The sequence below is a fragment of the Undibacterium sp. RuTC16W genome (genome assembly GCF_049339445.1).
In the GTDB taxonomy this organism is placed as follows: Bacteria; Pseudomonadota; Gammaproteobacteria; order Burkholderiales; family Burkholderiaceae_D; genus Undibacterium.
The window spans coordinates 381,839-394,671 of the sequence record NZ_JBMPPE010000001.1 but is presented as its reverse complement, the minus strand read 5'-3'; the positions used below and the strand labels follow the sequence as shown (position 1 = coordinate 394,671).

General features: G+C 49.5%; 14 protein-coding genes. 9 read left to right on the top strand and 5 right to left on the bottom strand.

The window, feature by feature from the left end; genetic code table 11:
- The first annotated feature begins 3 nt into the window (after positions 1-3).
- The 3 genes from ssuC (at position 4) to ACO0K4_RS01790 (ending at position 2,192) form a co-directional block, all read left to right on the top strand.
- Positions 4-903 (top strand): aliphatic sulfonate ABC transporter permease SsuC, encoded by a 900-nt coding sequence (ssuC, locus tag ACO0K4_RS01800; protein ID WP_422954882.1) that lies wholly within the window; start codon positions 4-6, stop codon positions 901-903.
- Positions 900-1,838 (top strand): ATP-binding cassette domain-containing protein, encoded by a 939-nt coding sequence (locus tag ACO0K4_RS01795; RefSeq protein ID WP_422954881.1) that lies wholly within the window; start codon positions 900-902, stop codon positions 1,836-1,838. Before ssuC ends, ACO0K4_RS01795 begins: the two co-directional genes overlap by 4 nt.
- A 138-nt stretch (positions 1,839-1,976) precedes the next feature.
- Positions 1,977-2,192: a TOBE domain-containing protein gene (locus ACO0K4_RS01790; RefSeq protein WP_422954880.1), complete on the top strand. Its 216-nt coding sequence runs from the start codon at positions 1,977-1,979 to the stop codon at positions 2,190-2,192.
- 101 nt (positions 2,193-2,293) lie between these two features.
- On the opposite strand, the gene fahA is transcribed toward ACO0K4_RS01790, so the two are convergent.
- Together fahA and hmgA are read right to left on the bottom strand one after the other, a co-directional pair.
- The gene (fahA, locus tag ACO0K4_RS01785) at positions 2,294-3,619 is read right to left on the bottom strand and encodes a fumarylacetoacetase (RefSeq protein ID WP_422954879.1); all 1,326 of its coding nucleotides are present in this window, start codon (positions 3,617-3,619) and stop codon (positions 2,294-2,296) included.
- 1 nt (position 3,620) lies between these two features.
- Positions 3,621-4,976: a homogentisate 1,2-dioxygenase gene (hmgA, locus tag ACO0K4_RS01780; RefSeq protein WP_422954878.1), complete on the bottom strand. Its 1,356-nt coding sequence runs from the start codon at positions 4,974-4,976 to the stop codon at positions 3,621-3,623.
- Between the two features lie 225 nt (positions 4,977-5,201).
- On the opposite strand from hmgA, the gene ACO0K4_RS01775 reads away from it, so the two are divergent.
- Together ACO0K4_RS01775 and ACO0K4_RS01770 are read left to right on the top strand one after the other, a co-directional pair.
- Positions 5,202-6,107 (top strand): LysR family transcriptional regulator, encoded by a 906-nt coding sequence (locus tag ACO0K4_RS01775; protein WP_422954877.1) that lies wholly within the window; start codon positions 5,202-5,204, stop codon positions 6,105-6,107.
- 140 nt (positions 6,108-6,247) lie between these two features.
- The gene (locus tag ACO0K4_RS01770; RefSeq protein ID WP_422954876.1) at positions 6,248-7,387 is read left to right on the top strand and encodes an alpha-hydroxy acid oxidase; all 1,140 of its coding nucleotides are present in this window, start codon (positions 6,248-6,250) and stop codon (positions 7,385-7,387) included.
- 144 nt (positions 7,388-7,531) lie between these two features.
- Here the strand turns inward: ACO0K4_RS01770 and ACO0K4_RS01765 are convergent, their stop codons facing one another.
- Complete coding sequence (locus ACO0K4_RS01765; RefSeq protein ID WP_422954875.1) at positions 7,532-7,996, bottom strand: Hsp20 family protein; 465 nt, start codon at positions 7,994-7,996, stop codon at positions 7,532-7,534.
- Positions 7,997-8,177: 181 nt separating this feature from the next.
- Here ACO0K4_RS01765 and ACO0K4_RS01760 point away from each other — a divergent pair, with 181 nt between their 5' ends.
- The 3 genes from ACO0K4_RS01760 (at position 8,178) to ACO0K4_RS01750 (ending at position 10,171) form a co-directional block, all read left to right on the top strand.
- Entirely contained in the window at positions 8,178-8,726 is a 549-nt protein-coding gene (locus ACO0K4_RS01760; protein WP_422954874.1) for a thymidine kinase, read from the top strand.
- 162 nt (positions 8,727-8,888) lie between these two features.
- Positions 8,889-9,278 (top strand): hypothetical protein, encoded by a 390-nt coding sequence (locus tag ACO0K4_RS01755; protein WP_422954873.1) that lies wholly within the window; start codon positions 8,889-8,891, stop codon positions 9,276-9,278.
- Positions 9,279-9,829: 551 nt separating this feature from the next.
- The gene (locus ACO0K4_RS01750; protein ID WP_422954872.1) at positions 9,830-10,171 is read left to right on the top strand and encodes a hypothetical protein; all 342 of its coding nucleotides are present in this window, start codon (positions 9,830-9,832) and stop codon (positions 10,169-10,171) included.
- Between the two features lie 168 nt (positions 10,172-10,339).
- On the opposite strand, the gene ACO0K4_RS01745 is transcribed toward ACO0K4_RS01750, so the two are convergent.
- Entirely contained in the window at positions 10,340-11,146 is an 807-nt protein-coding gene (locus tag ACO0K4_RS01745) for a Crp/Fnr family transcriptional regulator (RefSeq protein ID WP_422954871.1), read from the bottom strand.
- 388 nt (positions 11,147-11,534) lie between these two features.
- A complete protein-coding gene (locus ACO0K4_RS01740; RefSeq protein WP_422954870.1) occupies positions 11,535-12,245 on the bottom strand; it encodes a Crp/Fnr family transcriptional regulator in 711 nt (236 codons plus the stop codon).
- Positions 12,246-12,554: 309 nt separating this feature from the next.
- On the opposite strand from ACO0K4_RS01740, the gene ACO0K4_RS01735 reads away from it, so the two are divergent.
- A complete protein-coding gene (locus ACO0K4_RS01735) occupies positions 12,555-12,788 on the top strand; it encodes a DUF883 family protein (RefSeq protein WP_422954869.1) in 234 nt (77 codons plus the stop codon).
- Positions 12,789-12,833 lie beyond the last annotated feature (45 nt).

Sequence of the window (12,833 nt, the reverse complement as noted above, 5' to 3'; positions counted from 1 at the left end):
TTTATGGGGCCTTTCATTACAGAAGTTACCGAGGTCATAGAGGAGCCTTCGTTGAGCAATCAATATTCATTTATAGGTCAGGTCGATGCTGTGCAGCACCCAAGCCAGGTAGGTAAATATACGAAAATAATCGTTCAGTCCTGGCCAATTTTATTACCCTGGACGGTGCCTGTATTGCTGATCATGTTCTGGCAAATTGCCGCGCAGATTGGCTGGTTATCGAGCCGGATTTTGCCAGAGCCGTTTGCCGTGGCAAAGGCCTTCTGGACACTGGCGGTCTCCGGCGATATGTGGATGCATGCCAAGACCAGCTTATGGCGTGCGATTTCCGGGTTTGCTGTCGGCGGTGGCCTGGGTTTGCTGCTCGGCTTGCTGACGGGGAGTTTTAAAACTGCAGAGACTTTGCTCGATACGACATTGCAGATGATCCGGAATATCCCCGCACTTGCGCTGATTCCTCTGGTGATTCTCTGGTTCGGTATTGATGAGAGCGCAAAGTTGTTTCTGGTCTCGGTCGGCGTGTTTTTTCCTGTGTATCTGAATACTTTTCATGGCATACGCTCGGTCGATCAGGGCCTGATTGAAATGGCACGTAGTTATGGTTTATCCGGCTGGGCTTTATACCGTGACGTGATACTGCCAGGTGCCTTGCCGTCAATACTGGTCGGCGTGCGGTTTTCTCTGGGTCTTGTCTGGGTATTGCTGATTGTTGCCGAGACGATTTCAGCGCAGGCTGGGATCGGTTATATGACCATGAATGCCCGTGAGTTTTTACAGACGGATGTGGTGTTGGTCGGGATCTTGTTGTATGCCTTACTCGGCAAGCTGGCTGACGTCTTGTCCCGTGCACTGGAACATTATTGGCTGCGCTGGCATCCCGGTTATCAAAGGAAGTCATCATGAGTTTTATTCGTGCAGAAATGATCGGTAGCGGCGTAGCGAATATCGTCGCGCTCAAGCAAGAACTGGATGCGGACTGGACTAGCACCGCGAATTCTGAATATCCGTCGCAACAACCAGACCTGTCTACGGCACCGCCGCCTGCTGATGCCGGCAAACCGGGCAGCACCGCAATACAGATACGCGGTTTGAAAAAATCCTATGTGGGTCGCACGGTACTGAAGTCCCTCGATCTCAACGTCCAGCCGGGCGAATTCATTGCCGTGATCGGGCGCAGTGGCAGTGGCAAAAGCACCTTGCTACGCTTAATCGCCGGACTGGAAACAGCAGATAGCGGCGACCTGAGTTTTGGCGCATCAGATACCAGGCCCGAGACACGCGTGATGTTTCAGGATTCACGCTTACTGCCCTGGAAAAATGTGTTGAATAACGTCGCCTTGGGTTTGACTGGTGATAAAGCACTGGCAAAGCAAGCACTGTCCAAGGTTGCGCTGTCCGAGCGGGCCAACGAATGGCCGTCCGTGTTATCCGGCGGTCAGCGTCAGCGAGTTGCGCTGGCTCGCGCGCTGGTGCATGAACCAGCCTTGCTCTTGCTGGACGAACCGCTGGGTGCACTGGATGCCTTGACCCGGATCGAGATGCAAAGTCTGATCGAGCATTTGTGGCAGCAACGAGGTTTTACGGCGCTTCTGGTGACGCACGATGTGCAGGAGGCGATTGCCTTGGCTGACCGGGTGATTTTGATCGAGGATGGTCAGATTACTTTGGATGAGCGCGTGAGTTTGCCGCGTCCGCGGGCACGTGGCAACCCGGCTTTTGCTGAACTGGAAGAGCGGATTCTGAGCCGGATACTCAAACGGCCCGCCTCAGAGCCAGATCAGGAGCTTGGTGATTTGTCGCTGTTGCGCAGCGTCAGTCAGGTGAGCTGGGCAGTCTAAAGGATTTACATACTTGGTATGAGTATTATTTAAAGCGCTAATAAATTATTGCGGATAAAGGCAGTTTTTATAAAAAATAGGGGGAGTATATGTATTTCTCCTATTGTTTTTTTGTATTTCACACTATCAGGAGTCATCATGAGTATTCAGGCAATCAATGTACGTAACCAGTTCCGTGGCAAGATCAAGGCGATTATCGACGGTCCGGTCGTCTCCGAAGTCGATGTAGAAACGCCCGCTGGTATCGTCACCTCGGTGATCACTACACGCTCCGTCAATGATCTGGGTCTGGTGATCGGTACTGAAGTCGTGGCTCTGGTCAAGGCCACCGAAGTCTCTATCGCCAAGTTATAAATTGGCGCTAATAAAAAACGCCTGCCGTATCAAGCGGCAGGCGTTTTTTTTGTGTCATGGGTTGACTCTGTATTGAGACAATACCCAGAAAATATTAAGGCCTAGAGCGTGCGGGCCGGTAGCAATGTTCCCGCCACCTCACCGAAGCCTATGCGCGGTAAGCCAGGTTTTTGTGCCCAGCCGCGCATGATGATCGTGTCGCCATCTTCGATGAAGACGCGTTGTTCGCCGTTCGCCAATGTCAGCGGCTGCTTGCCACCGGCGGTCAGTTCCAGCAGGGATCCTGCTTCTTCCGGCGCAGGCCCTGACTGAGTGCCAGATCCCAGCAAATCTCCGGCGCGTAAATTGCAACCATTCACCGTGTGATGCGTCACCAGTTGCGAGACGCTCCAATACGAATGACGGAAATTCGATAAGGACAAACGCTGCGCCGGCACACCTTGTTCATGCATGGCCTTGGTTTGTACCAGCACTTCGAGTTCGACATCAAATGCGCCATGGGCACGCAGGTCTGCCGATTCCAGATAGGCGAGTGGTTGCGGATCAGTTGCTTCACGTTGCCATTGATGACGGTAGGGAGCCAGTGCCTCCAGCGTCACGACCCAGGGTGAAATTGTCGAGGCAAAATTCTTGGCGAGGAAAGGACCCAGAGGCTGATATTCCCATGCCTGCATATCGCGCGCTGACCAGTCGTTTAACAGGCATAGACCAAACACATGGGATTCTGCCTGATCAATACGGATGTTCTCACCGGGCGCATTGCCATTGCCGATGAAGATGCCGATTTCCAGTTCATAGTCCATGCGTTTGGCGGGCCCGAATACCGGTGTTGTCGCATTCGGCGGCATGGTTTGTCCGACGGGACGACGGAATTGCTGACCCGATACGCCGATGGACGAAGAGCGGCCGTGATAGCCGATCGGTACCCATTTGTAATTGGGCAGCAGTGGATTATCTGGCCGGAATAATTTACCAACCGCAGTCGCATGATGGATTGAGGTATAAAAATCCGTGTAGTCACCAATCTGTGCGGGCAAGGCATATTCCGCCTCGGCTTGCGGGATCAGCGCCGCTGCCAGCTCCGCCTGCTGCGGACTTCCTTCGCGTAAAGCCCGTGACAACAGCAAGCGCAAAATACCCCAGGCCGTGCTGCCGATATCCATCAAGGCATTCAGGCTGGTACTCGTGATGGCATGATCAAATTGCGGTGACTTCAAGCTTGCAAAAATACCTGCTGCCTGCGCTGCTTTCAGATCCAGTATCTGATCGCCAATCGCGACGCCAATCCGGAATGCCTCTGCGCTACCTGCACGGCGAAACACGCCATAAGGTAAGTTCTGTACCGGAAAATCGCACTGCGCTTCATTCGCTGAGCTGATCCAGCTACGCAGTTGAGCATCATGGGTTTCGTTAAGTGCTAGTGTCATTTTATGCTTGCTCCGGATTAAAATTTTTCTTGATGCCCATCCAGCACTGGTAGTAATCCGGCTGGAGCTGCGGTGAGGTCATTGCGGCACGTGTCGGTTTGATGATGTTGCGGGTTTCAATCATAAACGCCATGGTATCGGCCACTTTATGCGGCACGCTGGTATCGCTATTGCTGGCTTTTTCAAAAGTCGGTGCATCTGGTCCGTGACCGCTCATGCAGTTATGCAGACTCGCGCCGCCGGGACGGAATCCGGTCGATTTGGCGTCATATTGACCGTGGATCAGTCCCATAAATTCGCTTGCGATATTCCGATGGAACCAGGGCGGACGGAAAGTGTTTTCCGCTGCCAGCCAGCGTGGCGGGAAGATGACGAAATCAATCGTATCGACCCCCGGCGTATCGCTGGGGGATTGCAGTACCAGAAAAATCGACGGGTCGGGATGGTCGTAGCTGATCGAGCCTATCGTATTGAAGTGGCGCAGATCGTATTTGTACGGCGCAAAATTGCCATGCCATGCGACCACATCCAGCGGCGAATGACCGATCTTTGCCGACCACAGATGGCCGCTGAATTTGGCGACTAAACTAAAGTCACCTTCTTTATCCTCGTAACTTGCCTTCGGAGTCAAGAAGTCGCGCGGATTCGCCAGACCATTCGAGCCGATTACGCCGAGATCGGGTAGCTTCAGCATCGCACCAAAATTTTCACACACATAGCCACGTGCGACGCCATTAGGCAGGTGTACTTCAAAGCGAATGCCACGAGGGATGACGGCGATTTCTTGCGGTTCAATATCCAGGATGCCAAGCTCGGTGCGCAGGTGCAGGCGGCCTTGCTGAGGAATGATCAGCATTTCGGCGTCGGCGTTATAAAAATAGCGCCCGTCCATCGAACGGTTTGCTGCGTATAGATGAATCGCGCAACCGCTTTGCGCATCCGCAGAACCATTACCCGCCATGGTGACCCAGCCATCGATAAAATCGGTCGCCACCTCAGACGGCGGCAGTGGCAAGGGATCCCAGCGCAATTGATTCGGTGTGCTGGGTACCTGATCGAACTGATTGGTTATCGCACCGTTATCGATTTGTACGAATGGCTGATGCATTGCTGCCGGACGAATGCGATACAGCCAGGAGCGGCGGTTCGCATGGCGCGGCGCGGTGAAGGCGGTTCCCGATACTTGCTCGGCATATAAGCCATACGCGCATTTTTGCGGTGAATTCTGATTTTTAGGTAATGCTCCCGGCAGAGCTTCGCTCGCAAATTCGTTGGCGAAGCCGGTTTGATAAGCACGATCGCTGCCGGTAGTGCCGAATGCCGGGGAGGGCTGAGATGATTGAGACGGGGTGTTCATAAAGACCTCATGACGAAGCGTGAACTCAAACAGACGACGTTATTAGCAACAATAACCGCAAGCTTATTAGCGACATCAGCCACAGCGTTTGAGCAGAGTAAGCCGCTACTGTAGTGGAGTCTAGTAAAATACGCGATAAGAATACAAAAATGTACTACATTGATTTTATGAATAATGGTAACGGTGGCCTCTTTTGACTTCAGCTGATTTTTGACTGGTTTACCTATGATAGAACCTAAAGATATTGACCTTAACTTGCTGGTAGTATTTCAGGAAGTTTTTCAGGATAAGCAAATTTCTTCTGTCGCAAAAAAACTTGGTCTGTCGCAACCCGCGGTCAGCAATGCCCTGGCACGTTTGCGCCGGACTTTTGATGATGAATTATTTGTCAGAACTGCACAGGGAATGCAGGCCACACCGTTCGCCGAATCGCTGGCAGAACCGATTGCCAATGCCTTGGGGAGCGTATCGCGCGCGCTGAATCAGCACGATAGTTTTGATCCGGCATCCAGCAAGCGCCAGTTCACGATTGCAATGACCGATGTCGGCGAAGTGTATTTCATGCCGGCTCTGGTTGAGTCATGCCGTCAACATGCGCCGTCTTTACAGATTTCAACGGTCAGGGCGAGCAGTATTGATTTAAAAACTGAGATGGAAGCGGGCAGGGTGGATCTGGCTATTGGTGCGTTTGAGACGGTTTCCGGTGCTTTGTATCAGCGTCGTTTATTTCAACAACAGTATGTCTGTATGCTGCGCAATGAGCATCCGCTGGCGAAAGAAAAAATTGAACTCAAGGACTTTATCGCTGCCCGTCACCTGATTGTCGCTTCGCAAGAGAGTCCTTACGACAAAATTAATCAATTGCTGGACAAGGCAGGCGTGATTGCCAGCGCCCAGTTTCGGGTGCCGCATTTTGTGGCGGTACCGTATATCGTGAGTACAACGGATCTGCTGGTGACCGTCCCGCAAAAACTTGCCGAACGCGCGGCAAGTCCGTTTAATTTGCGCTACATCAAATCGCCGCTGCGCCTGCCAGCGCTACAAACGAATATGTTCTGGCATCGCCGCTACAATCAGGATGAGGGGAATCAATGGCTCAGACACTTTATCGCAGAGCAATTTGCTGAATGAGGATGAAACCCGGATTAAATCTGCCCAAAGCAGACGTAGTCGTGAAAATACTTCATCCTCGCCTTGAATGCTTTTCCGCCATGAATGTGTGCTTTTGACCTACACTTTGCGCATTCTATTGGTCACCTGGGAGTTTCAGCATGCCCGTCATTACCTGCGTCGAAGATCTGCGCTTACTCGCTAAAAAACGCGTTCCCAAAGCTTTTTATGATTACGCCGACAGCGGCTCTTATACCGAGAGCACTTACCGCGCTAATACCGAAGATCTGGCGGCGCTCAAGTTGCGTCAGCGCGTGGCGATTAATGTCGACCACCGCTCCACTCGCACAACAATGGTCGGGCAAGATGTCACGATGCCGGTTGCGATTGCTCCAACCGGACTGACCGGAATGCAGTGGGCGAATGGTGAAATGCTAGGCGCGATTGCAGCGGAAAAATTTGGCATTCCCTTCACGCTCTCCACCATGAGTATTTGCTCAATCGAAGATGTCGCCAGCGTCACGACCAAGCCGTTTTGGTTTCAACTATATGTCATGCGGGATCGCGGGTTTGTGAAGGAGATGATACAACGGGCAAAAAATGCCAAATGCTCGGCGTTAGTCCTGACACTGGATTTACAAATTCTGGGACAGCGCCATAAAGATATCCGTAACGGCATGTCGGTCCCGCCAAAACTCACGCTCGCCAATATTCTCGATCTGGCAACCAAACCTGCATGGGCTTTACGTGCTCTGACCGGACGAAAAACCTTTGGCAATCTGGTCGGTCATGTCAAAGGCGGTGATGGTATTTTGACGCTGAGTCAATGGACGGCAAGTCAGTTTGATCCGACCTTGAATTGGGATGACGTCGCCTGGATTAAAAAGGAATGGGGCGGCAAACTCGTCCTGAAAGGTATCCTCGATGTAGAGGACGCCAGGCTCGCGGTAGCGGCTGGTGCCGATGCCATCGTGGTCAGTAATCATGGCGGGCGTCAGCTCGATGGCGCGATGTCCTCGATACAAGCCTTGCCTGCGATTGTGGACGCCGTCGGGCATCAGACTGAGGTGTGGTTCGATGGCGGGATACGTACCGGACAGGATATTTTAAAAGCGACTGCCCTCGGTGCTAAAGGCAGCATGATCGGTCGTGCATTTTTGTACGGACTCGGTGCGATGGGCGAAGAGGGTGTCACAAAAATGCTAGAGATTCTGTACAAGGAACTCGATGTCAGTATGGCATTGACGGGGACCAAGGATATCCGTGAAGTAGGTCGTCATAACCTGGTTGGCTTGAAATAGCGTATCTGAATTTGTTTGATACGACGGATCAAAAAGCAGAAGAGAATTTGAAAACAGATCTTAGTTAAATCTGGCTATTGTTTCAGACAAAGCTACTTGAAAAAATGAAGGGCGACATCTATTGCAGATGCCGCCCTTTTTTAATTACGCTGCCTGTAATTCAGCTTGTTTGATGATGGTGAGGTTGTCGCCATCAATCGCGATTTTTCGTGGTTTGTAGACTTCAGGTACTTCACGAATTAGTTCGATATTGAGCAAACCATTGTCGAGTTTTGCACCGACGACTTTGACATGATCCGCTAAGCGGAAGCGATGTTCAAAATCACGTGCAGCGATACCGCGATGCAAGAAAGTGCTTTGCGTTTCGGGCGTTACTTTTTTGCGGCCAACGATTTTTAGTGTGTCGTTTTCACTTTCAAGATCGAGTTCAGAACGATCAAAACCGGCAACCGCCATCGTGATGCGATACTTGTCCTCGGCGATCAATTCGATGTTGTACGGTGGATAACTTGGTGTTGCATCGGGGCGTTGCGCTTCATTAAATAAATGAGCGAGACGATCAAAGCCGATAGCAGAACGGTATAGTGGAGCAAAGTCAAAATTACGCATGATATATCCTTGATAAAAGTAAGCGATATGAAGTGTGGCAGGCCTCTCCTGAGCACCTGCTGTTACGGATATGGGCATACCTGTTTTGGATTTCAAGAGCTTTTTTTGAAGAAAATAATTACAATCTCGAACGCATTATTTTTGCTTTTATTTCATATAGAAAATTTATCAGGGAAGCACAGTGGCAAAACTTTATTTCAGATATTCCGCAATGAACGCAGGTAAATCGACGGCGATGTTGCAGGTCGCACATAACTACGAAGAGCAAGGCCAGGTGGTGCGTTTATATACGGCAGCGATTGATCATCGCTATGGACAAGGCAAGGTTACATCGCGTCTCGGACCGCAGCGTGAGGCGGAAGTATTTGACAGTGACTACAATTTTTTAACAACGACACCGAAGCTCAGTTGTGTTCTCGTCGATGAGGCACAATTCCTCACGGCGGAGCAAGTCAAGCAATTGCATCAGCTCGCGCAGGTCAAAGGCGTGCCGGTGATTTGTTATGGTTTGCGCAGTGATTTTTTGGGCGAACCTTTTCCAGGATCGGCATATTTGTTAACACTCGCCGACGATATTGAAGAATTAAAAAACATCTGCGCTTGCGGGAAAAAAGCGACCATGAATATTCGTATGGATGCGAATGGCAAACGGGTAAAACAAGGAGAGCAAGTCGCGATCGGTGGCAACGAGCGTTATCAGCATGTGTGTGGTCGCTGCTTTTATTCTTGAGAAATTTGCTAACAGAAATTAAATGGGATCCTGTTGTTTTTGTTGATGTCGTATCGTAACAATTCGCAACAATTTGTGTGTCAACAGAATCGCGTCGGGTGGCGTTCTTGGCATACGTAGATTGACTACGTAACACAAACCAAACATAGAACAGGATTAATCATGAACAAGCTGATCGCCGCCTCCCTCGTTGCTGCTACCTTCGCCATGGGTACAGCGTTCGCACAAACTCCAGCAGCAGCTCCGGCAAAGGTCGTTGCGCCAGCAGCACCGGTTGCTGCAGTCGCTGCCAGCGCTGCCGCTAGCGTGCCGGCAACGCCAGCACCTGCTGCCGCAGTCAAAGCAGTGAAAGCGGTGAGCGCATCTGCCTCCGCACACGCATCTGCTGCAACGCCAGCGAAATCCGCAGCACCGGCAGCATCCGCTTCCGCCGCTGCAGAAGCCAAGCCAGCAATGCCAGGTGATGAGCATAAAGCAGTCAAGCATGTGAAGCATGCCAAAGTAAAAGCTGAGGCGAAAACAGAAGAAGTGAAAGCCTCTCCGGCGAAGTAATTGCTTCGTCAAAAGGGCAGGCAATTTGGCAGATTTGCATGCGCTGAAAATGCGCAATAACTCAGCCATCAGCCATAACTTGAACTAAAGACGCGGTATCAAGACCTGTCGGATACACGCAATATCTGCAAATGTCCGCAAAAAAATCCGGTGTGATGAGCACCGGATTTTTGTTTTTTTCAACATCGCCTAGCTGGCTCAGCTTATTTTTGAATGCGCAGCATAGTAAAAGTGCGGGCAAGTATTTGTAAAAATAACAAATTATTTACCTTGAATACCCTCTAATTCATCGGTAATGTTTCTGCAAACTAGCTTTAATTTTTGATCATCATTTTTACAAGCTTCACAAATACTTACAAAATTATTTGAGAAATAAACAGAAAATATTAACTTAATTTCATCAAAAAACAGATAAAACGCGGTTTTTTTGAAAAAAATCAAAAAAAATCCACTTTATTTGTCAACCAAGCCGGGGGGATAAACGCTTTTAGCTGCGAGGGTAAGACATTTCTGAGAAAGGAATGCTCCGATAAAAAAGGGAGTACAACAAAATGATTTACGAATTATTAATCCGCTCTTCAGGTAAAAATACAATGACGTCCGACAATCTGGTCTGGATCGACGCGAACTTAACAACACGTGGTTTTGAAAAGTGGATGATGGATCGCTCGCTGCTGAACAAAACTGGCGACGCGCCGGTCGCACGCTGGAGCATCATGCAGACGGTATTGCCGGCGCAATTCATGTTAGAGACAGATACAGCAGCGCTGGAGCATCACATTTCTGACCTGATGAACGGCACCCAGGAAATCAATGCAGTACGTGACGCAGTCAAAGCCTTGCGCATCTTCCAATTGCCAGCAGAGAAAAAAGAACTCGCAGAAGCTTGCTAAGCTGGAAAATTTGAACTCGAACTGACAGTAGTTGTTGATTTGTCGTTCAGGTTTCAGGCTTTGAAAAGAGTATGGATAGTAGCGATAGTTCAAACAAAAAGCGCATTTCATTAATGATGAAGTGCGTTTTTTTAATGGCTCTTTGAAAAATATGGCTATAACAATACGTCAGGCTTTACGGCGTGACTCTACCGCGTCTCTGGATGCCCGCTTAGCTGAATGCCGGCGATCGGACTGCCCCAGTACATGCTGCGGATCACCAACCGGAATATCAGAAATCAGACGATCGAACTCCAGCTTTACAACGGCATAACATTCACAGACGACTTTTTCCAAACCGGGTCTGTCGATGACTTCGATATGACCACGACTATATTTGATGAGATGTTGACGTTGTAATTTACCTGCGGCTTCGGTCACACCCTCGCGTCGTACCCCCAGCATATTCGCGATTAACTCTTGCGTCATGATTACGGAGTCTGATGACAGCCGATCGAGACTTAGTAGTAACCAACGGCACAATTGCTGTTCTATCGTATGGTGACGATTACAGACTGCGGTCTGGCTCATTTGTGTGATCAGTGCCTGTGTATAACGCAACAAGAGACGCAACACCGGCCCTGCCCGGTTGAATTCATCTTTGAGTAATTGCGCTTTAAGCCGGTAACCAAAACCTGCGCTCTGTACTACTGCACGGCTTGGCGTAGTGTCGCCTCCCATGAACAGAGAAATACCTAGTAGGCCCTCGTTGCCGACAATCGCAATTTCTGCCGAAGAGCCGTTCTCAAGTACATACAGCATTGAGATAATCGCTGTCGTCGGAAAATACACATACTGTAATTTACCGCCTGACTCATAGATGGCCTCTCCCAGTTTCAATGGTGCCAATTCCAGATGGGGTAGCAAACGATCAAATTCCGCAGCAGGAAGTGCTGCCAGCAAATGATTTTGTTTGGGGGAATGGAGAGTGGACATTGAGGAATTTCAGTAACAGTCCATGTGGCAGACTTGGCGTGACGCATCAAGATCGGTTGATCTTAAATCAGAATAGCAGAAACGCCATGTTTGTATGTGCGTTATCGCTCATATAAGTCAGATACCCTCTTTTTGAAGAGGGGAAATTATCTTTTCTCATTGAAATTGGGGAGTATAAGCAAAATATAGCATAAGCTGCTTTAAGCACAGCGTTACTAAGATATACATCACCTAGTATGTATAAACACGTAGTAGTTTACCCAGCATTTTTCAAATCAGAGTCGACTATCTGAACCACCAGCACGGGTTCTATTTTTCCCTTGTTTGCGGTCAATCAAATGAACTAATGGTTCACTCTCAGAAGTCGAATCAGTCACCAGTAAGGGATTTAATATTCTGGATTGACTTGGGGGATATCTGCCAGAAGGCGGTCAAATTCCTGTTTGATTACACCGTAACATTCACACACGATTTTTTCTAAGGCAGGCCGATTCAACACCTCGATCGCACCGCGGCTATAGCTGATTAATCCGGCACGTTGTAAATTGCCGGCGGCTTCAGTGACGCGCTCACGACGTACGCCTAGCAGGTTGGCAATCATTTGCTGGGTCATCACAACCGAGTTTGATGAACGACGATCCAGACTCAATAACAGCCAGCGGCACAACTGCTGCTCTACCGTGTGGTGGCGATTACAAACAGCAGTTTGCGTCATCTGGGTAATCAAGGCCTGTGTGTAACGCAACAAGATGCGTAATACCGTGCCTGCCCGGTCAAATTCATCTCTTAATAATTGGCCGCGAAGACGATACGCATAACCCTCGCTTTGCACGACGGCACGATTCGGCGTGGTCTCCCCGCCCATAAACATTGAAACGCCGACGATCCCCTCATTGCCGACTACGGCGATTTCGGCACTGGCGCCATCCTCTAGTACATACATCAGCGACACAATGCAGGTGGTCGGGAAGTAGACATGCTGTAAACGCATGCCGGATTCGTACAGGGATACATTGTGCGTTAAGTGCACGAGTTCCAAATCCTTAGAAATACGGCCAAAATCGGCCTCAGGCAGGGCTGCCAGAAGATGATTTTGCATCGGACTATTTGTGGTTGATATCAACGATTTTTCGGGTGAAATCTTTGCCAAGAACTATTTGAAACAAGTTAGGCAAGCAAAGAAAATTAACGCAATGCAGCGTATCACGAAGATAAAAAAAACTATGCGCGACAGCGCACACATAAGTCGGTAAAAATAATAAATTCTTTAGGGCATGAGAAAAAGTCCGGCATAAGCCAGGCAATAGCCATGAAAAATGCAGCTAGGTTATATGTTCGATATCGCACAGAAGTTACTTTAAAACAAATGTAGCGTGAAGACTCGATCTCATTTCAAAGGGGAATTCAGATGACTACGTCAAGCTTGTTAAGTAACGAAAAAATGATTCGTGACATAAAGATGGTGATGGCGGACGCCGAATTTTTTTTGCGAGTGACGAGCGATCAGGTGAATACAGATGTCGTTGAGCTGCACAATCTGATCTCCGCTCGCCTCGCGGACGCGCGTTGCCGACTCAATCTGCTGGAGCAGACATCCACGTCTCAGGCGTTCGACATGAGTTATGTGCCACGGTTAGCATAAATATTCTTTGCTGCACTTGAGTCGCATGCGGGTTCTCCTACTACC